Source organism: Croceibacterium soli, assembly GCF_009828065.1.
In the GTDB taxonomy this organism is placed as follows: domain Bacteria; phylum Pseudomonadota; class Alphaproteobacteria; order Sphingomonadales; family Sphingomonadaceae; genus Croceibacterium_B; species Croceibacterium_B soli.
This window is the reverse complement of the sequence record NZ_WTYK01000007.1, coordinates 153,531-176,947: the sequence shown is the minus strand read 5'-3', so window position 1 is coordinate 176,947 and position 23,417 is coordinate 153,531. Positions and strand designations below refer to the sequence as shown.

Annotated in this window: 17 protein-coding genes and 1 tRNA gene; 12 read left to right on the top strand and 6 right to left on the bottom strand. The window is 68.4% G+C overall.

Annotated elements, in window-relative coordinates:
• Positions 1 to 147: 147 nt before the first annotated feature.
• From GRI75_RS12405 to trxA, 4 genes are read left to right on the top strand one after another with little or no spacing between them, the layout of a single operon-like run.
• Entirely contained in the window at positions 148 to 864 is a 717-nt protein-coding gene (locus GRI75_RS12405) for a nucleotidyltransferase family protein (RefSeq protein WP_160747309.1), read from the top strand.
• Between the two features lie 10 nt (positions 865 to 874).
• The gene (gene addB / locus GRI75_RS12400; protein ID WP_160747308.1) at positions 875 to 3,841 is read left to right on the top strand and encodes a double-strand break repair protein AddB; all 2,967 of its coding nucleotides are present in this window, start codon (positions 875 to 877) and stop codon (positions 3,839 to 3,841) included.
• Positions 3,838 to 7,302 (top strand): double-strand break repair helicase AddA, encoded by a 3,465-nt coding sequence (gene addA, locus GRI75_RS12395; protein ID WP_160747307.1) that lies wholly within the window; start codon positions 3,838 to 3,840, stop codon positions 7,300 to 7,302. Before addB ends, addA begins: the two co-directional genes overlap by 4 nt.
• 55 nt (positions 7,303 to 7,357) lie before the next feature.
• A complete protein-coding gene (gene trxA / locus GRI75_RS12390; RefSeq protein WP_160747306.1) occupies positions 7,358 to 7,678 on the top strand; it encodes a thioredoxin in 321 nt (106 codons plus the stop codon).
• 149 nt (positions 7,679 to 7,827) lie between these two features.
• On the opposite strand, the gene GRI75_RS12385 is transcribed toward trxA, so the two are convergent.
• Together GRI75_RS12385 and argJ are read right to left on the bottom strand one after the other, a co-directional pair.
• Complete coding sequence (locus GRI75_RS12385; protein ID WP_328597980.1) at positions 7,828 to 8,634, bottom strand: inositol monophosphatase family protein; 807 nt, start codon at positions 8,632 to 8,634, stop codon at positions 7,828 to 7,830.
• A complete protein-coding gene (gene argJ, locus GRI75_RS12380; protein ID WP_160747304.1) occupies positions 8,631 to 9,857 on the bottom strand; it encodes a bifunctional glutamate N-acetyltransferase/amino-acid acetyltransferase ArgJ in 1,227 nt (408 codons plus the stop codon). The genes GRI75_RS12385 and argJ overlap by 4 nt, the downstream gene beginning before the upstream one ends.
• Positions 9,858 to 10,237: 380 nt before the next feature.
• Between argJ and GRI75_RS12375 the strand changes: the two genes are divergently transcribed.
• The 7 genes from GRI75_RS12375 (at position 10,238) to GRI75_RS12345 (ending at position 16,867) form a co-directional block, all read left to right on the top strand.
• Positions 10,238 to 10,504, top strand: coding sequence for a hypothetical protein (locus tag GRI75_RS12375; protein WP_160747303.1), 267 nt, complete (start codon positions 10,238 to 10,240; stop codon positions 10,502 to 10,504).
• 85 nt (positions 10,505 to 10,589) lie between these two features.
• Positions 10,590 to 13,337 carry a preprotein translocase subunit SecA gene (gene secA, locus GRI75_RS12370; protein WP_160747302.1) on the top strand — a complete coding sequence of 916 codons (2,748 nt, stop codon included), beginning with the start codon at positions 10,590 to 10,592 and terminating at the stop codon, positions 13,335 to 13,337.
• A 108-nt stretch (positions 13,338 to 13,445) separates the two neighbouring features.
• Entirely contained in the window at positions 13,446 to 14,312 is an 867-nt protein-coding gene (locus GRI75_RS12365; RefSeq protein ID WP_160747301.1) for an SMP-30/gluconolactonase/LRE family protein, read from the top strand.
• Entirely contained in the window at positions 14,302 to 15,510 is a 1,209-nt protein-coding gene (locus GRI75_RS12360) for an MFS transporter (protein WP_160747300.1), read from the top strand. Before GRI75_RS12365 ends, GRI75_RS12360 begins: the two co-directional genes overlap by 11 nt.
• Positions 15,511 to 15,565: 55 nt before the next feature.
• Entirely contained in the window at positions 15,566 to 16,300 is a 735-nt protein-coding gene (locus GRI75_RS12355; RefSeq protein ID WP_160747299.1) for a class I SAM-dependent methyltransferase, read from the top strand.
• Between the two features lie 88 nt (positions 16,301 to 16,388).
• A tRNA-Asn gene (locus GRI75_RS12350) sits at positions 16,389 to 16,463 on the top strand.
• A 167-nt stretch (positions 16,464 to 16,630) separates the two neighbouring features.
• The gene (locus GRI75_RS12345; RefSeq protein ID WP_160747298.1) at positions 16,631 to 16,867 is read left to right on the top strand and encodes a hypothetical protein; all 237 of its coding nucleotides are present in this window, start codon (positions 16,631 to 16,633) and stop codon (positions 16,865 to 16,867) included.
• 12 nt (positions 16,868 to 16,879) lie between these two features.
• On the opposite strand, the gene GRI75_RS12340 is transcribed toward GRI75_RS12345, so the two are convergent.
• The gene (locus tag GRI75_RS12340) at positions 16,880 to 17,668 is read right to left on the bottom strand and encodes an NAD kinase (protein WP_160747297.1); all 789 of its coding nucleotides are present in this window, start codon (positions 17,666 to 17,668) and stop codon (positions 16,880 to 16,882) included.
• A gap of 145 nt (positions 17,669 to 17,813) precedes the next feature.
• Here GRI75_RS12340 and GRI75_RS12335 point away from each other — a divergent pair, with 145 nt between their 5' ends.
• Positions 17,814 to 18,590 carry an EAL domain-containing protein gene (locus tag GRI75_RS12335; RefSeq protein ID WP_160747296.1) on the top strand — a complete coding sequence of 259 codons (777 nt, stop codon included), beginning with the start codon at positions 17,814 to 17,816 and terminating at the stop codon, positions 18,588 to 18,590.
• Here the strand turns inward: GRI75_RS12335 and mfd are convergent.
• The 3 genes from mfd to GRI75_RS12320 form a co-directional block, all read right to left on the bottom strand.
• On the bottom strand, positions 18,587 to 22,075 hold the full coding sequence (gene mfd / locus GRI75_RS12330) for a transcription-repair coupling factor (RefSeq protein ID WP_160747295.1): 3,489 nt from the start codon (positions 22,073 to 22,075) through the stop codon (positions 18,587 to 18,589). The genes GRI75_RS12335 and mfd overlap by 4 nt on opposite strands.
• 131 nt (positions 22,076 to 22,206) lie before the next feature.
• Entirely contained in the window at positions 22,207 to 22,476 is a 270-nt protein-coding gene (locus GRI75_RS12325) for an FAD assembly factor SdhE (protein WP_160747294.1), read from the bottom strand.
• A gap of 419 nt (positions 22,477 to 22,895) precedes the next feature.
• A complete protein-coding gene (locus GRI75_RS12320; protein ID WP_160747293.1) occupies positions 22,896 to 23,411 on the bottom strand; it encodes a hemerythrin domain-containing protein in 516 nt (171 codons plus the stop codon).
• Between the last annotated feature and the right edge of the window lie 6 nt (positions 23,412 to 23,417).

Here is a 23,417-nt window from a genome sequence, read left to right as displayed (position 1 = left end):
GATCCTCCCCTGCAAGGGGACGGGGACCGCGCGCGAAGCGCGTGGTGGAGGGGTGTCACGGCATCGGAATGGTTACACCCCTCCGTCGAGCGCCTACGGCGCTTGCCACCTCCCCCTCCGGGGGAGGATCTCGGGACTAATGCCGACATGACCGACCTCGCCTCCGATACCGCCATGGTGCTGGCCGCCGGCCTCGGCAAGCGCATGCGGCCGCTGACCGCGCGCCAGCCGAAGCCGCTGGTGCGCGTGGCCGGGAAGGCGCTGATCGACCATGCGCTCGATCGACTGGCCGAAGCCGGCGTCGGTAAGGCGGTGGTCAACGTCCACTACCTCGGCGATGCGCTGGAAGCCCATGTGCGGGAGCGGGCGGCGCCTAAGGTGACGATATCGGACGAGCGCGAGCAGTTGCTCGAAACCGGCGGCGGCATGATCAGGGCGCGCGATCTGCTGCCGGACCCGTTCTTCTGCCTCAACAGCGACAACATCTGGCTCGACGGCCCGAAGAACGCGTTCCACGATCTCTCCGACGCCTGGGATGCCGCGCGGATGGATGCGCTGCTGATGCTGGTGCCGCACCGAGGGGCGCACAACTTCCGCGGCAAGGGCGATTTTCACATGGACGCGCAAGGCCGGGTCAGCCGCCGCCGCTCCGGCCGGATCGCGCCCTTCATCTTCACCGGTATCCAGTTGGTCGGCCAGCGCCTGCTGCGCGATGCGCCGGAGGGGCCGTTCTCGACCAACATTCTCTGGGACCGCGCGATCGAGGAAGGGCGCCTGTTCGGCGTGGCCTTCACCGGCCAGTGGTTCGAAGTCGGCACCCCCGACTCGATCGCCCCGACCGAAGCCTTCCTCAAGGAGGGTTGAGGGCCGGCTGATGGAACGCAGCGGGCCGCAAGTCTATTCGATCGCCGCCCACCGCGGGTTCGCCGATGCGCTCGTCGCCGGGCTGTTGCCGCGCTATTCGGAGCCGGAGCTGGGCCTTGCGCGGCTGACGCTGCTGCTGCCGAGCAGCCGCGCCGCGCGCACTGTGACCGAGGCGTTCATCCGGCAGAGCGGCCCTTCGACAGGCTCAGGAGGCCTGCTGATGCCGCGAATGGCGGTGGTCGGCGATCTCGACCTCGACGAGTCGCTCGGTGCGCTGCTCGACCCGCTCGGCGCAGGGGCCGCGATCCCGCCGGCCGCCGATCCGACCCGCCGCCTGTTCCGCCTCGCCCAGTTCGTCGCAGAGGAGATGGCAGGCGAGGAGGGCGGGGCCCCGCGCGGTGCCGCGCTTCTGCGGCTCGCCCAGCAGATCGCCACCGCCATCGACCGCCTGCTGGTCGAGGACATCGATCCCGAGGCGCTGTGGCAGGAACGCGTGCTCCAGGTCTTCGCCGAACTGTCGGAGCACTGGGTCGCCAACACCCGGCTCTTCGCCCGCGTGCATGCCCGCTGGCGCAGCGAGCTCGGCGCTCGCGGCGAGCTCGACGCCGCCGCGCGCCGCAACCGCCTGTTCGCCCGCGCGGCGGAGAAGTGGCGGGCCGAGCCGCCCGCGACGCCGATCGTCGCCGCCGGCGTAACTAGCGCTGCGCCGGCGCTGGCGCAGCTGCTGCGGGTCGTCTCCGAACTGCCGCAGGGCGCCGTGGTCCTGCCCGATCTCGACCTGTCGCTGCCGGCTGACGTGTGGGACGAACTCGGCCACGCCGGCGCGCCCGATGTCGATCCGCCACTGGCGCGGGGCGACGCGGTCACCCATCCGCAGTATCACCTCAAGCTTCTGCTCAACCGCATGGGCGTTGCTCGCGACGAAGTTCAGCCCTGGCACCGGGCAGGCGCCGGCGCGGGCCCGCCGGAGCGCAGCCACGCGATCTCCAGCCTGTTCCTGCCGCCCCAGGCCAGCAAGCGCTGGGTCGACCTGCCGGCGGACCGGCGCCGGCTCACGGGCGTTCGCCTGATCGAGACGGCCAATCCGGAGGAGGAGGCCCAGGCCATCGCCCTGCTGATGCGCCAGGCGCTGGCCGAGCCGGAGAAGCGCGTCGCGCTGGTCACGCCGGACCGGGGGCTCGCCCGCCGCGTGGTCCATCACTTGCGCCGCTGGAACATCGAGGCGGACGATTCCGCCGGCCGCCCGCTGTCGCAGACCGCCGCCGGGCGCCTGTTCCTGCTGCTCGCCGAAACCGCCGCCGAACATGCCGCACCCGTGCCGCTGCTGGCGCTGCTCGGACACCCGCTGGTCCGCCCCGGCGAGGCGCGCGCGGCCTGGCTCCGCAAGGCCCGCGCCTTCGAGCTGAAGCTGCGCGGGCCGCGCCCGGCGCCGGGTCTCGCGCCGCTGCGGACGATAGCGGCGACGGCGGGTGCCGAGGAGTGGTGGGCCGAGGTGGAGACGGTCCTCGCCCCGCTGATGGCGGCCCCGGGAAAGCAGGGCCTCGCGGACCTGCTCGAGCGGCTGGCCGCCGCCGGCGAGGCGCTGTGCGGCGAGAACCTCTGGGCCCGCGAGGACGGGCGGGCGCTCTCGGCGCTCGTGGAAGACCTCCGGCTCCACGCCGGCGAGAGCGGCTTCGCGGTCGAGCTGGAAGAGCTGCCGGCCGTTCTGCGCGACGCGATGGAGCAAGTGGCGGTGCGCCCTCCATATGGCGGCCATCCGCGCGTGGCGATCTACGGCCTGCTCGAAGCGCGGATGGCTCGTGCCGAGCTGGTGATCTGCGCCGGCCTGAACGAGGGCACCTGGCCCGCGACCCCGTCGCTCGATCCGCTGCTCGCCCCCGCGGTCCTGCGCGCGCTCGGCGTGCCGGGCGCGGACTTCCGCATCGGCCTTTCGGCGCACGATCTCGCCGGCGTGCTCGGCGCTCCCGAAGTCGTGCTGAGCCGCTCGCAGCGCGACAGCCAGGGGCCGGCGATCCCCTCGCGGTTCCTGCTGCGGGTGCGGGCCCTGCTTGGACGCGATCTGGTCTCGCGGCACGAGGACAAGGCCGTCGTCGCGCTTGCTCGCGCGCTCGACGATGGCGAGCCCGCGCCGCTCTACCCGCGCCCGGAGCCCCGGCCGAGCGCGGAGCAGCGCCGGGTACGCGTCAGCGTGACCGCGCTCGACCGGCTGCGCTCCGATCCGTATCAATTCTACGCGTCGGCCATCCTGCGACTGAAGGATCTCGACCCGCTCGACGCGGAGCCCTCGGCCGCCTGGCGCGGTACGGCAGCGCACGAGGTGCTAGAGGCGTGGCATCGGTCCGGGCGGCCGATGGCCGAAGTCGCCGGCGAAGTGCTCGAACAGATGAACGCCCATCCGCTGATGCGCGCGCTCTGGCGCCCGCGGCTGATGAAGGCGCTCCAGTGGATCGAGCAGACGATCGCGTCCGATCCCGCACGCCGCCCCGCCTTGTTCGAGGAATGGGGCGAATGGACGTATCGCGGCGTCGAACTCGTCGGCAAGGCGGACCGGATCGACCGGCTGCCGGGCGGCAAGCTGGCCATCGTGGACTACAAGACCGGTGTGCCCCCGTCCGGCAAGCAGGTCGAACAGGGCTTCGCGCTGCAGCTCGGGACGATCGGACTGATGGCCCAGCGGGGCGCGTTCGGCGGTCTCGAAGGCGAGCCGGAGCTGTTCGAGTACTGGTCGCTCGGCAAGAGCGCCAAGAGCGAAACCGGCTTCGGCTATGTCGCCACGCCGGTGAAGGTGGAAGGCAAGCGCAGCGGCATCCCGCCGGAGGAGTTCCTGCCGATGGCCATGGACTTCCTCGACGATGCACTCGACCGCTGGATCCTCGGCGACCAGCCGTTCACGGCGCGGCTCAATCCCAACGCGCCAGGCTACGACACGTACGACCAGCTCATGCGCCTGCAGGAATGGCAGGGGCGCGACGCGTGAGCGGCACCGTCCATCCGCTCAAGGGGGACCAGGCGCAGGCGGTCGATCCGCAGGACAGCGTCTGGCTCTCGGCTTCGGCCGGGACCGGCAAGACGCAAGTGCTCTCCGCCCGGGTGCTGCGGCTGCTGCTGCGGGACGGCGTCGAGCCGGGGCAGATCCTGTGCCTGACTTTCACCAAGGCCGGCGCCGCCGAGATGGCGACGCGGGTCAACGAAGTGCTCGCCAACTGGGTGCGGTTGCCTGATACAGAGCTGGCCGGTGACCTCATCGCGATCGGCGCGCCGCACGGGCCCGAGGACATCGCCCGCGCGCGTTCGCTGTTCGCGCAAGTGCTCGACTGTCCCGGCGGCGGCCTGCGCATCGATACGATTCATGCCTTCTCGCAGTGGCTGCTCGCCGCCTTCCCGCAGGAAGCAGGGCTGATCCCCGGCACCAAGCCGATGGAGGACCGGGACCGAGACCTGCTCGCCCACCGCCTTCTGGCCGACCTGCTGGTCGAGTGGGAGGAGCGCGGCGACCCCGCCATGCTGGCCGCGCTGGAGGACCTCAGCATCCGCATGGGCGCGGACGGCGCGCGCAAATGGCTGATGCGCTGTGCCGAAGCGCGCGAGGCATGGTTCGGCCCCGGCGCATGGCAGGAGCCGATGGGCGACCGCGTGCGGCAACTGATCGGGCTCGATCTCGATGCCGGCCCGGAAAGCCTCACCGCGCTCTGCAGCGACGACGTGTTCGACTGCGGCGCGCTCCGGCGCTGCCTTCAGGCGAACGGCGCCTGGGGCACGGCCACGGCCCGCAAGTGCATCGAAGCGGTCGAGGAATGGCTGGCCGGCGATCCGGCGGCCCGCGCGGAAGGATGCGGCGCCCTGGCCAAGGCGCTGTTCACCAACGACGGCAATGTCCGCTCGCTACGCTACCTGGAGAAGCACGACCCTGAATACGCCGCCACGGCCGAGCAGGTGCGGCAATGTGTCGAAGCCGTGCGCGAGCATGCCGCGCTCATCGCGCTGGCCGACCTGCTGGTGCCGGCGCTGACCATCGGCCGCCGCTTCGCGCTCGCTTGGGACGAGGCGAAAACGCGCGAGGGGCTGATCGATTTCGACGACCAGATCCGCCAGGCTGCCGCGCTGCTCTCGCGGTCGGAAATCTCCGACTGGATCCGCTACAAGCTCGACCGCCAGTTCGATCACATCCTGATCGACGAGGCGCAGGACACCAATGCGGCGCAGTGGGACATCATCCGCGCGTTGACGGAGGAGTTCTACGCCGGCGAAGGCCAGCGCGACGGCAAGCTGCGCACCATCTTCGTCGTCGGCGACTACAAGCAGGCGATCTTCCGCTTCCAGGGCACGAGCCCCGAAAACTTCGAGATCGCCCGCAAGCACTTCGCCAGCGTCATGGCCGCAGCCGCGGCGGGTACGACCCTGCAGCGGACCGAGGCGCGCGAGCTGCAACGGCTCGGGCTCGGCCGGTCCTACCGCACCGCGCAGCCGGTGCTCGATTTCGTGGACGCCGCGATAGAGGCGATTGGGCCCACTTCCTTCGGGTTGGCCGATCACCCGGGGTACCACGTCGGCGACGATCGGCCCGGGGTGGTCGGGCTCTGGGCGCCGGTGGGCGCGCAGCCGGAGGACGAAGACGAAGCGGAAGGCGAGCCCACGGACAACTGGCTCCCCGGCCCGGAGCGGCGCATGGCCGACAAGATCGCCGCGCAAGTCAGGCAATGGCTCGACGAAGGCTATCCGCTGGTGAAAGGCGGTGCGCGCAACGCCGGACCGGGCGACATCATGGTCCTGGTCCGCAAGCGCCGGGAGCTAGCCGGGCTGATCGTCGCGCGGCTCCATGCGGCGGGCGTTCCGGTGGCGGGCGTCGACCGGCTACGGCTCGGTGCGCCGCTGGCGGTGAAGGACCTGATGGCCGCGCTGCGCTTCGCCGCGCAGCCGCTCGACGATCTCAGCCTCGCCTGCTTGCTCGTCTCCCCGCTGATCGGCTGGAGCCAGGAGCAACTGCTCGAGCATGGCTACCGGGAGAAGGGTGCGGCGCTCTGGCACCATCTGCGGCGGAGCACAGCGCCCGAGGCGGTGCTGGCCGCCGGAGAGCTGCGGCAACTGCTCGCCCGCGCCGATTTCGAGCCGCCACAGGCCCTGCTCCATTGGCTGCTGCTCGGCCCGTGGCAGGGGCGGCGCAAGCTCGTCTCCCGCCTCGGCCGCGAAGCCAACGATCCGATCGACGAGCTTCTCAACGCCGCCCATTCCTATGCCGCCGGCAACGTGCCGAGCCTGCAGGGCTTCATCCAGTGGTTCGACGCGGGCGAGGGCGAATTGAAGCGCGAGCCCGGGGCCAGCGGCGGCCTCGTGCGGGTGATGACCGTGCACGGCTCCAAGGGGCTGCAGGCGCCGATCGTGATCCTTGCCGACGCCACGGGGGACCCGGACCGCTCGCCGACCCGGGGGCTGGCGCTGAAGGAAGAGGTTCCGGGCGGCGAAGGACGCAGCATCCCGCTGCCCCCGCTCGCGAAGGAAGAGAAAGTCGGCCGTGTCGCCGCCGCCGAGGCCGAAGCCGCGCGGGCCGAGCGGGAGGAGCACTGGCGCCTGCTCTATGTCGCAATGACGCGCGCGGAAGAGGCGCTGTTCGTCGGCGGCGCGTTGCTGGCCACCGAGGACGAGCCGGCGGAGGATTCCTGGTACGCGCGCCTCGCGCCGCTGGTCGATGCGACGCCGGTCGAGGACGGGATCTGGGGCTGGCGACTGGAGCACGGTGCACGGCCGGCGGCGATTCCGCGGGAAGATGCCGTGCAGGAGCCGGCGCGGCTTCCGCTGCCGGCCTGGGCGACCACGCCCATCGGCCCCGAGCCGCGCCCGCCGCGCCCGCTCGCTCCGTCCGCCGTCGGGCACGATCAGGGCGCCGATCCGCCGTTCCCGCCGGGCGCCGATGCGCTCGCCGCCCGGCGTGGGGTGCTGATCCACAAGTTGCTTGAACGTCTGCCCGAACTCCCGCCTGAGGAGCGCGAGGGCAGGGCGCGGGAGTGGCTCTCGCGTCAGGCCGCCGATGTGCCCGATCCCGACCGCGAGGCAATGCTGTCCTCGGCGCTGGCCGTTCTTTCCGAACCGGGCTGGGCGGAGATCTTCTCGCCCCATGCCCTCGCCGAAGTGCCGCTGGCCGCGACGGTCGGCGGGCAAGTGATCGCCGGCACCGCCGACCGCCTGCTGGTGGAGCCGGACCGCGTGCTGGTGGTCGATTTCAAGACCGCCCGGCGCCCGCCGACCGGCCTCGCCGACATGCCGAACTCAACGCTCAGGCAGATGGCGGCCTATGCCGCGGCCCTGGGGGTGATCTATCCGGGCCGTCGGATCGAGGCCGCCGTGCTCTACACGCAGACGCCGCTGCTCGTGCCGATCCCCGCCGAAACGCTCGCGGAACACAAGGCCGGGTTGGCGGCCGGCGAGGAAAGCTTTGCCGGGTGAGCCGTTGCATGGCCTGGGCCGGACCCTAGATTGACGAAAACGAAGGAGTCACACCATGGCCACCAAGAATGTCACCGACGCCAGCTTCCAGACCGACGTGCTCGATAGCGAGACCCCGGTGCTGGTCGATTTCTGGGCGGACTGGTGCGGCCCCTGTAAGATGATCGCCCCGGCGCTCGAAGAGATCAGCGACGAACTGGCCGGCAAAGTCACCATCGCCAAGATGGACATCATGGAGAACCCGGAAGTGCCCGGGAAGATCGGCGTGCAGTCGATCCCGCTGATGGTGCTGTTCAAGGACGGCAAGCCCGTCGCCCAGAAGCTCGGCGCCGCGCCCAAGAGCCAGCTCAAGGGCTGGCTCGAAAGCGAGCTGTAAGTACCTCTCCCCCTCCTCTTTAGAGGAGGGGCAGCGAGACTTGGCGAGCCGAAGGCGAGCCTAGTCGCAGCGGGGTGGTGCCGAGGCAGGCGCGACGTTTCACGGCGCCTCCACCACCCCCAACCCCCTCCTCTTAAGAGGAGGGGGCTTTAGTCAGGCAACTCCGCCAGCCGCTGCGCCATCTGCTCCCACAGCGCGGGATTGGCTGCGCCGAGCAGGCCGGTGCGATCCCCTTCATCCACCCGATACGGCGAACCGTCGAGCCGCGCCGCTTTGCCGCCGGCTTCGTTGAGCCATAGCGCGCCGGCGGCGTGGTCCCAGGCGAGCGTGCGTTCGAACAGCGACAGGTCGTTCACGCCCAGCGCAAGGCGCGGATACTGCTCGGCGGCGCACCAGGGCACGTCGACCAGGCGGTAGTGATCGCCGATTCCCGCCAGCACGCCATCGCGCTTGGCCATGTCCATGAACAGCAGCGAGACGGCCGCGACCGGCTTCTCCTCGCCGGTCGTGCGCGCGGTGACGCGCTCGCCGTTGACGAAGGCTCCCTTGCCGGCGTGCGCGACGCAGAAGCGTTCCGTCAGCACGTCGTAGATCCACCCGCTGTGCGCAACGCCGCCTTGCGCCATGGCGATGAGGATGCCGAACGGCGGCTGACCCCTGGCGAAATTGCGCGTCCCGTCGAGCGGATCGACGATCCAGCAGTCACCGGTCAGGCGGCCGAACACGGTGGCATCGGCGAAAGCCGCTTCTTCGCCGACAATCGGAACGTCGGCGATCTTCGCGAGACCTTCGGCGAGCATCGCTTCGGATTCATGGTCGGCTATCGTGACCACGTCGTCGGCGGCCTTGGCCTCGACTTCGTGCGTCGCCAGCTTCTGGTAGCGGGGCAGGATGACTGTCCGCGAAACCTCCCGCACGAGGTCGAGGATCGCCTGATGGAGAGCGTCCGGCGTCACGAGCGGTAGTCCGCGTTGATGGCGATGTAGCCGTGGGTCAGGTCGCAGGTCCATACGGTCGCGTGTCCGTCGCCGAGACCGAGATCGACTTCGATGTCGATCTCGCGGCCTTTGAGGTGCGCGGCGACCGGCGCCTCGTCGTAGTCGGCGAGCGGCTGCCCGTCGCGGGCGGCCCAGGTGCCGCCGAAACCGATCGAGAGCTTGTCGCGGTCGGCCGGTTCGCCCGCTTTGCCGACGGCCATGACCACGCGGCCCCAGTTGGCGTCCTCCCCGGCGATGGCTGTCTTGACCAGGGGCGAATTGGCGATGGCGAGCCCGACCCGGCGAGCGCTCTCGTCGCTGACCGCTCCGGTGACCCGCACTTCGATGAACTTCTGCGCGCCTTCGCCGTCGCGCACGACGAGGTGAGCGAGTTGGCGGCAGACGTCCTGTAGCGCGGCGGCGAAAGCGTCGGCGCCCGGGTCGTCGATCGAGGCGAGCGAAGCGTTGCCCGCCTGCCCGGTGGCGAAGGCGAGCACGGTGTCGCTGGTGGAGGTGTCGCTGTCGACCGTGATGCAGTTGAAGGTATCGTCCGACGCGCTGGACAGCAGGCGCTGCAGGAACGCGGCATCGACGGCCGCATCGGTGACGATGTAGCCGAGCATCGTCGCCATGTCGGGCGCGATCATGCCGCTGCCCTTTACGATCCCCGCCAGGGTGATCGTCCTGCCACCGATCACGGCAGTCGCCAGCGCGCCCTTCGCGAACGTATCGGTCGTGGCGATCGTCTCCGCCGCCTGCTCCCAGGTGCAGGGCTCGGCCTCGAGCGCGGCGGCGATGCCGGCCTGGGCCTTGTCCTTCGGCAGCGGCACGCCGATCACGCCGGTCGAGGAGACGAACACGTCGCTCGGCTCGCAGCCGAGGTGCTGGGCGACCTGGGCCATGATCTGCTCGACCGCCTCGCGCCCGCGGTATCCGGTGAAGGCGTTGGAGTTGCCGGCGTTGACCACCAGCGCCCGCGCGCGGCCAAGCCGGACCTGCTCGCGCCCGAGTTCCACTTCCGAGGAACAGCAGACGTTGCGCGTGAACACCCCGGCCACGCTCGTCCCCTCGGCGAACTCGACGTAAGTCAGGTCGCAGCGGTCCCATTCCTTGTACCGGGCGCGCGAGATGCGCGGAACGGCGCCGGCGATCGGCGGAATTGCTGGGAAGGGCAGGGCGAGCGGGGAGCGTTCGAGGTCCATGCGCCGCGCATAAGCAATCCGGCGGGGGGCGACAATCAGCGGCGGGCTGAGCCGGGACGAATTCTTCCCCTCCTTGGCAGCTGAACCGCTCCTCGTCACCCGAACCCTCCTGGTCACCCGGACCCTCCTCGTCACCCGACTCCCTCCTCGTCACCCTGAACTTGTTTCAGGGTCCATTCTGCCCCTCGGGCGGAGTCTTTGGGTGTTCGGGGCGAAGCCGTCCGCCCCCCCACGGCCCTGCTCGGGCGGCGAGATGGATGCTGAGACAAGTTCAGCATGACGAGGGTGGAGAGCGGAGGAGGAGCGGGACGGTGAGTGAACGGCGAGCGAATGGCCGCCGCGCATGGACAAATCGCGCCGGCGCGCTATCTAGCGGGCACATGCTGCGACAACTGCTCACGCTCCTTGCGCTTATCAGCGGACTCGCCGCCACCGGCGCCCCGGCGCAGACGCATGTGGCGGACGTGCAGAACGTGCGGCTCGTCGCCGCGGCGGAACTGGCTGCCAAGTGCACGACCACTGTCGGCACCCTGGCGCTGAGGCCGGCTCCCGAGATGGACGGCCGGGCGAAGTCGCCCTGTCCCAAGCCGCGTCCGCCGATCGTGCTGCCGCCGGTCATGCTGGGTGTCGACCGCGCGCACGAATAGCGCCGGCGCTTCCATTTCTTCGCACTTACCCGCGCCGCGCCATGCCGTGTGGCCGCACACCCATTGAAAAGTCAGGATAACGCCCATGTTCGGCGCGCTCGCAAAGGCCATTTTCGGCTCCGCTAACGATCGTTACGTAAAGTCCCTCGACCGCATCGTCGCCACCATCAACGCCCTCGAACCGCAGATCGAAGCGCTCAGCGACGAGGAGCTGCAAGCCCAGACGCAGAAGTTCCGCGAGCAGCTCGAAGGCGGCAAGACGCTCGACGACATCCTGCCCGAAGCCTTCGCCACCGTGCGCGAAGCGTCGAAGCGCGTGCTCGGCATGCGCCATTTCGACGTGCAGATGGTCGGCGGCATCGTGCTCCACCGCGGCGAGATCGCCGAGATGAAGACCGGCGAGGGCAAGACCCTCGTCGCCACGCTCGCGACCTACCTCAACGCCATCGAGGGCAAGGGCGTGCACGTCGTCACCGTGAACGACTACCTCGCCCGCCGCGACGCCGACTGGATGGGCCAGTTGCACACGTTCCTCGGCCTCACCGTCGGCGTGATCGTGCCGAACCTCCCGGAACGCGCCCGGCGCGAGGCATATGCCTGCGACATCACTTACGGCACGAACAACGAGTTCGGCTTCGACTACCTGCGTGACAACATGAAGCACGAGCGCAGCCAGCAAGTGCAGCGGCCGTTCAACTTCGCCATCGTGGACGAGGTCGACTCGATCCTGATCGACGAAGCCCGCACCCCGCTGATCATCTCCGGCCCGACCGAGGACAAGAGCGACCTCTACGTCTCGCTCGACGCGCTCGTGAAGGCGCTCGAGCCCGAGTATTACGAGGCCGACGAGAAAACCAAGAACATCACCCTGACCGAGGACGGCAACGTCGAGATCGAGCGCCGCCTGGCCGAGAGCGGCCTGCTCGAAACCGACAACCTCTACGACGTCGAGAACACGCTGGTGGTCCACCACCTGGACCAGGCCCTCAAGGCCAACATCATGTTCAAGCGCGACATCGACTACATCGTGAAGGACGGCAAAGTCGTCATCATCGACGAGTTCACCGGCCGCATGATGGAAGGGCGCCGCTGGTCCAACGGCCTGCACCAGGCGGTCGAGGCCAAGGAAGGCGTGAAGATCGAGCCCGAGAACCAGACGATGGCCTCGATCACCTTCCAGAACTACTTCCGCATGTATCCCAAGCTCTCCGGCATGACCGGCACGGCCGCCACCGAGGCGTCGGAATTCTGGGACATCTACAAGCTCAACGTCGTCGAAATCCCGACCAACGTTCCGGTCCAGCGGATCGACGAGGAGGACGAGTTCTACAAGAACACGGTCGACAAGTTCCAGGCCATCGCCAAGTCGATCAGGGAGAAGAACCAGATCGGCCAGCCGGTCCTGGTCGGCACGGTCTCGATCGAGAAATCCGAACTGCTTTCGCAGTTCCTCGACAGGGAAGGCGTCAAGCACGCGGTGCTCAACGCCCGCTTCCACGAACAGGAAGCGCACATCGTCGCCCAGGCGGGCCGCCTCGGGGCGGTAACCATCGCCACTAACATGGCCGGCCGCGGCACCGACATCCAACTCGGCGGCAATGCCGAGTTCCGCATCGACGACGAGCTCAAGGACCTCGAGGAAGGCCCCGAGCGCGACAAGGAGATCGCGCGGATCAAGGCCGAAGTCGCCGCCGAGCGCCAGAAGGTGCTCGAAGCCGGCGGCCTGTTCGTGCTGGGCACGGAACGGCACGAAAGCCGCCGCATCGACAACCAGCTCCGCGGCCGCTCGGGCCGCCAGGGCGACCCTGGCCTGAGCCGGTTCTACCTCTGCCTGGAGGACGACCTGCTGCGCATCTTCGGCCCGGATACGCTGTTCTCCAAGATGATGAACTCGAACCTGGAGGATGGCGAGGCGATCGGATCGAAGTGGCTGTCCAAGGCCATCGAGACGGCGCAGAAGAAGGTCGAGGCGCGCAACTACGAAGTCCGCAAGCAGGTCGTCGAATACGACAACGTGATGAACGACCAGCGCAAGGTCGTGTACGAACAGCGGGCCGAGATCATGGACAGCGAGCGGGTCGACGACGTGGTCGTGGCCATGCGCCACGACGCGATCAACGCGATGGTCGGCGCCGCCTGTCCTCCGGGTTCCTACCCCGAGCAGTGGGACATCGAAGGCCTGCGGGCGAAGGTGAAGGACATCCTCGGCCTCGAGCCGCCGTTCGAGGCGTGGCTGCAGGAAGACTCAGTCGAACCGGACATGATCGAGCAGCGCCTGCTGGAGCAGACCGACCAGATCATGGCCGAGAAGTTCGGCGAGGCCGACGAGAGCATCTGGCGGCAAGTGGAGAAGCAGGTCCTGCTCGACCGGCTCGATCACCACTGGAAGGAACACCTCGCCACGCTCGACGCGCTGCGCCAGGTCGTGTTCCTGCGCGCCTATGCCCAGAAGCAGCCGATCAACGAATACAAGCAGGAAGCCTTCGGGCTGTTCGAGAACATGCTCGAGACGATCCGCGAGGACGTGACCAAGATCCTGCTGACCAGCCAGCTCCGCATCGCGCCCCCGCCGATGATGGACCTGCCGGACCTGCCGGACTTCCTGACCGGTCACATCGATCCGTTCACCGGCCTCGACAACTCGGACGACAACGACGGCTCGGCCCGCAACCCGGCGCTGTTCGGCTCGCTCGCCGGCTCGGCGCTCGCCGCTGCCGGTCCGGGCGGGGCCGAGAGCGAGAACCCCTTCGCCGGCCAGGAAATCAGCCGCAACGCGCCGTGCCCCTGCGGTTCGGGCAACAAGTACAAGCACTGCCACGGGGTGGCGGCTTAACGGTACGCTCGCACATCGCCGCCGCGCCTGATCGCAGGAGCGGCGGCCGATGTGACTTGCGATGATCCTAACGCCCGTTACAGTTGCAGCGTGAGAGGGGACGCTGCGATGGAGATAACGAGGCTCGACCTGCCCAGATGCCAGGTGGGTGAAGGACCGGTTTGGGACGAGGCCGAGCAGGCGCTCTACTACATCGACATCCTCGCCCGGAAGGTGTTCCGCTGGCATCCGGAGAGCGGCGCCCTGCGAAGCTGGGACGTGCCGGATATCGTCGGGTCGATGGCGCTGCGCGAGAACGGCGGCGCGATCGTTGCTCTCGGCAGCGGCATTCATGCGCTCGACTTCGAGAGCGGAGCGGTCGAGCCGCTCGCCCTGCTCGATCCTGCCGATCCGGAAGTGCAGCTGGCCGACGGCAAAGTCGACCGGGCTGGGCGCTTCGTCTTCGGCACCAGCCACCGGGCCATGAAGGAGCCGCGCGGCGGGCTCTGGTCGCTCGGCGCCGATGGCAAGCTCGCGCAGATCGACGGCGATGTCTTCCTGGGCAACGGGCCCTGCTGGTCGCCCGACGACAGGACCTTCTACCACGCCGACAGTCTGCGACACACGATCTACGCCTACGATTACGACATCGCGACAGGTGCAGCCTCGAACCGGCGGGCGTTCTTCGACAGCTCATCCTGGGGACCGATCCCCGACGGGGCGACCGTGGACGCGGAAGGCAATCTCTGGACCGCGATCTGCGAGGGCGGGGTGGTGCTGTGCCTCAGCCCGCGAGGCGAGGTGCTGCGGGAGATCGCATTCCCGACCCGCATCCCGGCCAGCGTGATGTTCTTCGGTGCAGGCCTCGACCGGCTGTTCGTGCCGACGATCGATCCTACCTTCCTCGGCCGCGAGGCCGCGCCTGACGACGGTTGCTGCTTCGTGATCGATGGGCTGGGCGTGAAGGGCCTGCCGGAGCCGCGTTATGCAGGGTGATCCGCTGATGTACCGGCGGATGCTGCCGCTGATGTTCGCAGTGTTCATCAACATCGCCGGCTTCAGCCTGATCCTTCCGCTGCTGCCGTTCTACGGCCCGCTGTTCGGCGCCGGGGCGTTCGAGGTCGGGCTGCTGTTCGCGGCCTACAGCCTGGGCAACGTGTTCGGGGAGATCTTCTGGGGCCGCCAGTCGGACCGGCTGGGCCGGCGCAACGTGCTGGTCGTGACCACGGCCTGCGCCGCTTTGACATACGTCGCTTTCGCCTTCGCACCCGTGCTGTGGCTGGCGATCGCGATCCGCATCGTCAGCGGCTTCTTCGGCGGTACTCTCAGCGTCGCGCAAGGCTTCCTCGCCGACGCATCGCCGCCGGAAAAGCGGGCCAAGGCCATGGGGCTGTTCGGGGCGAGCTTCTCGCTGGGCTTCGTGTTCGGCCCCGTGCTCGGCGGCTTGCTGGCCGGAGCGGGCACGAGCCTGGCCGACTTTCGCCCGCCGATCCTCGCCGCGGCCGCGCTTTGCGCCGTCACCGCGCTGTGGTCGCTGCTGGTGCTGCGGGATGTGAAGCCCCCGGCCGGCAGGTCGGCGCCACTGCCGCGTTACGGCGAAGCGGTAAGCTATGTCGGCACGCATCCTCTGCTGCTGCGCCTGTTCGTCGTGTCCTTCGCCGGCATCGCCGCTTTCGCTTCGATGGAGGCGGTCTACGGCCTGTGGAGCGAAGCCAACTTCGGGTGGAACGCGCGCGATCTCGGCTTCGCCTTCATCGCCATAGGGGTCGGCGGGCTGGTGGTGCAGTTGTTCTTCCTGCACCCGCTCGTCTCGCGCTTCGGGGAGGGGAGGGTGATCACCGGCGGCTTGCTGGTCCTCGCTGCCTCGATGCTGCTGCAGCCGATCTTGCGAGAGCCCTACGTCGCGGTGGCGTTAATGGGACTGCTGATGGTGGGCCACAGCCTCGCTTTCCCGACTGCCGGTGCGCTCATGTCGCGCACGGCGCCGGTTGAGCGCCAAGGCAGCGTGATGGGCCTGATGATGGCCTCGAACGCCTTGTCGCGGATCGTGGCGCCGCCGGCGTTCGGGCTCATCTACGAAGCGGGGCACGACCTGCCGTGGTACACCGGAGCAGCGATGATCGCCCTGTTCGTGCCTCTGGCGCTGCAGCTCATTGCGCTGACCCGCAAGCCGCGGGAGCCTGCGTTGACTTGATCCGCCGCTTTGTCGGGAAACGAAACTGCGTTACTATCCCGGTAAAAGGGAGAGAATGATGCGCAAGTCCGTCCTCACTGCCAGCTTCGTCGCGCTAGCGGTTGCCACCTGCAATCCCGTGAACGCCCAGACCGCGGCGACGGAAACGATCGCCGCGGCCGTCGCCGATGGCCAGCGCCCCGCTCAGGACAAGGCCCGCGACGGCGAGCGCAAGCCGGCGGAGATCGTCGCCTTCGCGGGGGTCGAGCCCGGCGACGTGATCGCCGAGATCGCGCCGGGCGGCGGATACTATACGCGCATCCTGGCGAAGGCCGTGGGCCCGACCGGCAAAGTCTATGCCCTGGTGCCGCCGTTCTTCGCCAATCGGCCGGGCGGGCTGGACGGTATCAATGCGCTCGCCGCGCAATATCCCAACGTGAAGGTCGTCGTGGCCGATTACGCGGCGCTCGACCTGCCGGAGCCCGCCGACCTGGTCTGGACCACGGAAAACTACCACGACATCGCCAACGGCGACATCGCCGCGATCAACCGCGAGGTCTTCGAGGCGCTCAAGCCCGGCGGCATCTATTTCGTCGAGGACCACTCCGCCCCGGGTACGGGCATGGCCGCGACGTCGACCCTGCACCGGATCGATCCCGCGGCGGTGAAGCAGCAAGTCGCCGCGGCCGGCTTCACGCTGGAAGCGGAATCGGACCTGCTCCACAACCCCGCGGACCCGCACGACGTGTCCCCGCGCGAGGTGGAGCCCACGAGCGACAAGTTCGCCTTGCGCTTCCGCAAGCCGGGCTGAAAACGAAAGTCGCTGCTTGTTCGCGCCTATCGGGCTTGCAAAACGAAATCGGCCCACATATAGGCGCAACCCTGCCCGCAAGGGCTGCTCCCCGATAGCTCAGCGGTAGAGCATTCGACTGTTAATCGAATGGCCGTAGGTTCGAATCCTACTCGGGGAGCCACTTACTACAGCGGACCGCCCGCTCCGCGGTCACCCTCAGCCATCTGCTTGTTTTTCACGGCGTTCACGGTTCATCGCACCCCAGGCGCCATTCGTCTGCTGTCGAGGAACGGTTCGCCTGGGCGGCGGCTTAGGGTGCTGCGTTCCACGCACAGTATGGAGAATTGTATGAAGCCGATCAGAACTGCCCTTGCCAGCCTGGCTGCCGCCGGACTCGTGATCGCTCAGCCGGCTCTCGCGGCCGCGGACGTTCGCGCAGGATCGGCTGTCGAGGAAAGCGAAGGCCTCGCAGGGGGCATCGCCAGCGCCGCATGGCCGGCGGTCATCGCCATTCTCCTGGTCGGCATCGTGGCCCTCGTTTCGGCCGAGAGCGACGACGACGATTTCGAACCCGTCAGCCCGTAACGGCCCTCTGGCCTAGGCGGCGAATTGTTCGCTGACGATTCGCTCGTCCAGGCTGTGACCCGGATCGAACAGCAGTGTCAGCTCGCGGTCGTGATCGATCTCGAGCTGCACTTGCGCAATATCCCGCACTTCCTTCTGATCGGCCACCGCCGCCACCGGGCGCTTGGCCGGTTCCAGCACGCGGAAGCTGACCTTGCTCCGGTCCGGCAGGATTGCCCCACGCCAGCGGCGCGGGCGGAAGGGGCTGATCGGCGTCAGCGCCAGCATCGACGAATCGAGCGGCAGGATCGGCCCGTTGGCCGAAAGGTTGTAGGCGGTTGAGCCGGCCGGCGTGGCCAGCAGCACCCCGTCGCAGGCCAGTTCGTCGATCCGCACTTTGCCGTTTACCGACACTTCGATCTTCGCCGTCTGGCGCGTCTCGCGCAGCAGCGAGATCTCGTTGATCGCGTTGTGCACATGCTCCGCGCCATCCTGAGTGGTGGCGGTCATCCGCAGCGGCGCGACCGCGATCCGCCGCGCTTTGGCGATCCGGTCCGCCAGCTTGCCACGTTCGCGATAGCGGTTCATCAGGAAGCCGACCGTACCGAGGTTGAGGCCGTAGGCGGGGATCACGCGCTCGTCGTCGAGCATCTGGTGCAGCGTGTGCAGCATGAAGCCGTCGCCGCCGAGCACCACGACCGCTTCCGCCTCTTCCAGCGGCACCCAGGCGGCGGCATCGGCCAGTTGCCGGGCGGCGTCCTGCGCGCGCGCCGCTTCCGACGCGACGAGGGCGAGCCGTTCGAAACTGTTCTTCTCGCCCATTACGCAGCCCCTCCTCGGACCGGGGTAATACCTATGGACCGCCGTCCCGATTTGCAACGCGGCCGCGCAAAGCGCAGACGAAGTCCACGCAATCCGCCACTTCGCAAGGATGACAGCTCTGGCACCCGTACCCGACCGCCGCCGCATGACCGCCGACCGCCGCAAGGGCGGGGGCCGGCGCGAGGGTGAGCTGCGCGCCGCCCTGGGCGGGGACCAGGTCGAGATCCTGTTCCAGCCGCAGTTCGCCTGCGACGACGGGCGGCTGCTCGGCGCCGAAGCCCTGTCGCGGTGGAATCATCCGCGGCTCGGGCGGATCGGCGTGGAATCGCTGTTCGACATCGCCGAACGCTCGGGCGAGGCGGCCCGGCTGACCCGCCACATCGCCGGCCGTGCGCTGGCGACCGCCGCCGCCTGGCCGGAGCGGCTGCATCTCTCGCTCAACGTCACCGCGACGGACGTCACTGCCGAGGACTTCGCGGAGAATATCGCCGCCGCCGTGGCCGAGGCCGGCTTCGCGCCCGGGCGGCTGACGCTGGAGATCACCGAACGCGCGCTCGTCGCTGAAGTTGATCGCAGCGCAGCGCAGCTCGAAAGGCTGGCAGGGCAGGGCGTCCGCATCGCGCTGGACGATTTCGGCGCGGGGTTCTGTAACTTCCGCTACCTCAAGCGCCTGCCGCTCCACTCGCTGAAGCTCGACAAGAGCATGATCGAAGGCATCGCGGAGAACGAGCGCGACCTCGCCGTGCTGCGCGCGATCGTCGCCATGGCCAGGGCCCTGGACCTCGCCGTGGTGGCGGAGGGCGTCGAAACGGAAGCCCAACGCGCCGCAGCAGCCCGCGAAGGCTGCGCCGCCTGGCAGGGCTTCCTCGGCGCCGAACCGATGACCGCGGAAGCTTTCGCGGAACTCGCCGCCCGCTCCTAGGCGGCGACCTTCTCCCGCTTCTTGGCCTTGTTGACCACGCCGCTGAGCCCCTTGGTCAGCTGGATGAGCCCGTTCAGCCTGCTCTGCGGGTCGGCCCAGGCGCGGTTGATCACCAGCTTCATGTCGGGCCGCAGCTTGGCCGTGCCCTTCAGCCGCTCGACATAGGCCACCAGGCCCGCCGGGTCGGGGAACTCGTCGTTCCGGAACGTCACCAGCGTACCGCGCGCGCCGACATCGATCTTGGCGATATTGGCGGCGATCGCCTGATGCTTGATCTCGATCAGCTTGATCAGGTTGCCGGTTGCCTCCGGCAGCGGGCCGAAGCGGTCGATCATCTCGGCGGCGAGCGATTCGATCTCGGCCTGGCCGACGGCATCGTTGAGCCGGCGATAGAGCGCCATGCGCACGGCGAGATCGGGGACATAGTCCTCCGGGATCATGATCGGCGCATCGACGGTGATCTGCGGGCTCAGGTTCTCCTGGTCGCGCTCGAGCCCGGCTTCGCCGGCCTTGGCGGCCAGGATCGCGTCCTCCAGCATCGACTGGTAGAGTTCGAAGCCGACCTCGCGGATGTGCCCCGACTGCTCGTCGCCCAGCAGGTTGCCGGCCCCGCGAATGTCGAGGTCGTGGCTGGCGAGCTGGAAGCCCGCGCCGAGGCTGTCGAGATCGCCGAGCACCTTGAGGCGCTTCTCCGCCACTTCCGACAAGGCGGTGTCCTTCGCCGTCGTCAGGTAGGCATAGGCCCGCAGCTTCGCGCGCCCGACGCGGCCGCGGAGCTGGTAGAGCTGGGCCAGCCCGAAGCGGTCGGCCCGGTGGATGATGATCGTGTTGGCGCTCGGGATATCGAGCCCGCTTTCGACGATCGTGGTCGAAAGCAGCACGTCATACTTCCCGTCGTAGAACGCACTCATCCGCTCCTCGACCTCGGTCGGGCTCATCTGCCCGTGGGCGGTGACGACCTTGGCCTCCGGCACGAACTGGCGCAGCCACTTCTCGACCTCTTCCATGTCGGCGATGCGCGGCACGACGATGAAGCTGCGCCCGCCGCGGTGATGCTCGCGCAGCACCGCCTCGCGCATGACCATGTCGTCCCACTCCATCACGTAAGTGCGTACGGCCAGCCGGTCGATCGGCGGCGTCTGGATCGTGGAAAGCTCGCGCATCCCGCTCATCGCCATCTGCAGCGTGCGCGGGATCGGCGTAGCGGTCAGCGTGAGCACGTGGACGTCGGCGCGGAGCTGCTTGAGCATCTCCTTGTGGTTGACGCCGAAGCGCTGCTCCTCGTCCACGATCACCAGCCCCAGGCGGTTGAACTTGGTCGTCTTGGACAGGATCGCGTGCGTGCCGATGACGATGTCGACCTTGCCCTCGGCCAGTCCGTCGCGCGTCTCCTTCGCCTCCTTCGGCGGAACCAGCCGGCTGAGCCGGCCGATCTCGATCGGAAACCCGGCGAAGCGCGCGGTGAAGTTCTGGTGGTGCTGGCGCGCGAGCAGCGTCGTCGGCGCGACCACCGCCACCTGCTGCCCGTTCATCGCTGCGACGAAGGCCGCGCGCAGCGCCACCTCGGTCTTGCCGAAGCCGACGTCGCCGCAGACCAGCCGGTCCATCGGCCGGCCTTCGGAAAGGTCCTTCAGCACGTCCTCGATCGCCCGCTCCTGGTCGTCGGTCTCCTCCCATGGGAAGCGGTCGACGAACTGGAGATAGCTGCTTTCCTCCACCGGCAGCACCGGCGCCTTGCGCAAGGCGCGGGCGGCGGCGGTGCGCAGCAGCTCGCTGGCGATCTCGCGGATCCGCTCCTTCAGGCGGGCGCGGCGCTTCTGCCATGCTTCGCCGCCGAGCCGGTCGAGCGCGACCGCTTCCTCGGACGATCCGTAGCGGCTCAGCACGTCGATGTTCTCGACCGGGATGTAGAGCTTGTCCCCGCCGTGGTACTCCAGCATCACGCAGTCGTGCTGGCTCTTGCCGACGGTGATCGGCTCCAGCCCCAGGTACTTGCCGATGCCGTGGTCCATGTGGACCACCAGGTCGCCGCGGTTGAGCGCCGACAGCTCCGCCAGGAAGGCGTCCGAATCCTTGCGCTTCTTGCGCCGGCGGACGAGCCGGTCGCCGAGCAGGTCCTGTTCGGTGAACAGGTCCAGCTCCTCGCTGCCGAAGCCGGTGTCCAGCGGCAGCACCATCGCCACCGGGCCTTTCGTGGCCAGTCCGAGCGCTTCCTGCCAGCTGTCCGCGAGCTTGAGCTTGACCCCCGCTTCCTCGAGGATCGAGACGATGCGGCTGCGCGATCCCGCCGAGTAGGCGGCGAACAAGGGCTTGCGCCCTTCCTTGGCCACGATCTTGAGGTGCGCCGCCGCCGCTTCGTAGACGTTGTCGCCGCGTGACCGCTCCGGCGCGAAATCGCGGGCGGAGCGGAAGCCGAAGTCCATGACCGTCGCGCTCTCCGGTTGCGCGAAGATATCCGCCCGGTGGACCGGCCAGGTCGCAAGCTTCTCCGCGAACTCGTCCGGCGCAAGGTAAAGCGCATCGGTGTCGAGCGGCCGGTAGCTGCCCACCGCCTGCCCGGTGATCTCGCCGCGCTGGCGGTGGTAGTCCTCGATGTCGTTCAGCCGCTCCTCGGCGGCGGACATCGCGGCGGAATCGATCACGATCAGGTCGTCTGCCGCAAGATGGTCGAACAGGGTCGCCATCTTGTCCTCGAACAGCGGCAGCCAGTGCTCCATGCCCGCCAGGCGCCGGCCTTCGCTGACCGCCTGATAGAGCGGGTCTTGCGTCGCATTGGCGCCGAACCGCTCGCGATAACGGCTGCGGAAGCGCTTGATGCTGTCCTCGTCGAGCAGCGCCTCGCTGGCCGGCAGCAGCAGGTGCCCGTCGATCACTTCGGTCGTGCGCTGGGTGCTCGGGTCGAACAGCCGCAGGCTCTCCAGCTCGTCGCCGAAGAAGTCGAGCCGCAGCCCCTGGTCGAGGCCGGAGGGGAAAATGTCGAAGATCGATCCGCGCACGGCGAACTCGCCATGGTCGATCGCCGTGTCGGTGCGCGAATAGCCCTGGCGCTGGAGCAGGGCGGAGAGGCTCTCATGGCCAATCTCGACGCCGGGCTTGAGCTCGCGAACCGACTCGCGGATGCGGAACGGCGTGAGGACGCGCTGCAGCAGCGCGTTGACCGTGGTGACCAACAGCTGCGAACCGATCTTGCCCGCCTGGATCTGGTGCAGCGCCGAAAGCCGCCGCGCGCTGACTGCGAGCGCCGGGCTGGCGCGGTCATAAGGCAGGCAGTCCCATGCCGGGAACTCGATGACCTGCAGCTCCGGCGCGAACCAGCGCGCGGCATCGGTGACCGCGCGCATCGTCTGCTCATCCGGGGCCACGAACACCGCGCGGCCTTTGGCGGCGCGTGCCAAATCGCCCAGCACCAGCGGCTGCGCCCCGCGCGCGAGCGAGGCGAGGGTGAGCGGCGTGCGGGCGGCGAGGATGCGGGAGATATCAGGCATTTGGGAGGTCAAGCTTCCAGTCGGTCAGGCGTTCCGGGCACACGAAAATACCCGCTTGCGCTTGCCGGAAGGCAGCGCTCGCGAGCCATTTACGAAGGCCGTGGCTTAGACCCGGCCCCGCCGCGCGCAAGCTATATGGTGACGTAATCCAGCTTTTTGAGCGCCTCGATCAGCGGTCCGGCATATTTCTCCGGCGCCTCCGCCGTGCCCAGCGCCCAGGCCATGATGTCGACGTCGTCTTCGTCGATCAGCTCCTCGAACAAGGCCAGCTCGGCCTCCGACCAGGATTGATGCCGGGCATCGAAGAACCCGCCGATCATATAATCCGCCTCGCGCGTGCCGCGGTGCCAGGCACGGTATTTCGCACGGGCAAGGCGTTGCTGGAGATCGGGGAGTGTCATGGGACCGGGCACATACCTAGCAAACTGGCGTCCGTCATCCCCGTTGATTTTTGCACGCGGAGACGCGGAGACGCGGAGACGCGGAGTTTTGGCACGCAAAGGCGCAAAGGTGTGGAGGCGCGAAGAGGGGGGTGCGCCCGGAGGGCGCTGTACTTCAAAGATCGTCGATGGCGGCTTCGCCGCGGGGGTCTTTGCGCCTTTGCAGTCTTCGCGCCTTTGCGTGAGAATCTTCTTCTTCTCCGCGTCTCCGCGTGAACAACACTGTGCCTCCACCACCCCCAACCCCCTCCTCTAAAGAGGAGGGGGCTTTGCCGCGCCTCGCCCCTCCTCTTCAGAGGAGGGGCAGCGAGACTTGGTGAGCCGCAGGCGAACCTAGTCGCAGCGGGGTGGTGCTGCGGCAGGGGAAACAGGTCCTGCCCTCAAGCAGGCATCGGCGAAAGCGCCCGCATCTCGGCCGGCGGCAGGCCGCCGTTCTCGAGCTGCTGCATGAGCTCTTCCTTCCGGGCCAGCATCTCGTCGCGCAGGGCCTTGAGGTCGACGTCGGTATCGCGGGCCTGGGCGAAGAAGCCGTCCTTGGACTTCTCCTCCTCCTTCACGTGGTGATCGACTTCCTCGCACAGCACGGTGACCTTGGCCTCGAAGAACTCGCCTTCGCCGCCGCTCGCCAGGATGTCGTTGACCAGCACTTTGGCGCCGTCATGCTCGACATAGGCTTCGTGGTAGAGGTCGTCGTCCACTTTGCCTTCGAATGCCGGGTAGAAGATCTCTTCCTCGATCATCGTGTGGATCTTCAGTTCGTTGCAGATCTGCTGCGCGAGCTGCCACTTCTTGTCCTGGCTGCTCGCCTTCTGGAATTTGCTGAACAGGTCCTCCACTTCGCGGTGGTCATGCTTCAGCAGCATAATAGCGTCGGTGAACTCTTCTTTCTTGGCCATGTAAAT